Annotated in this window: 1 protein-coding gene; it reads left to right on the top strand. The window is 48.0% G+C overall.

Annotated features, from left to right (window positions below; genetic code table 11):
- A partial coding sequence (locus RM706_RS16485) for a hypothetical protein (RefSeq protein ID WP_311353367.1) occupies window positions 1–204 on the top strand: 204 nt, incomplete at both ends.

Genomic DNA, 204 nt, shown 5'->3' with positions numbered 1-204 from the left:
CGGAAGCAATACAGGGACCATCAATGTTACCACGTTGACCGATGTTTTAATAGAAGATGATGAAACCATAAACGGAGAGATAGCTAACCTTACCGGGGCTCCTGCCGGGGTAACTATTGGTACTGCCAATGCTACGGGTACCATTACAGACGATGATGGCAACGACCCTACAGAAGGTATCGCAGTAGCCGACTTTACCGTCAA

Origin of the sequence: Croceitalea rosinachiae, from assembly GCF_031846445.1 — a bacterium.
Classification (GTDB): domain Bacteria; phylum Bacteroidota; class Bacteroidia; order Flavobacteriales; family Flavobacteriaceae; genus Croceitalea; species Croceitalea rosinachiae.
Note: the sequence above shows the minus strand (reverse complement) of the source record. Positions and strands in the feature narration are given on the sequence as shown.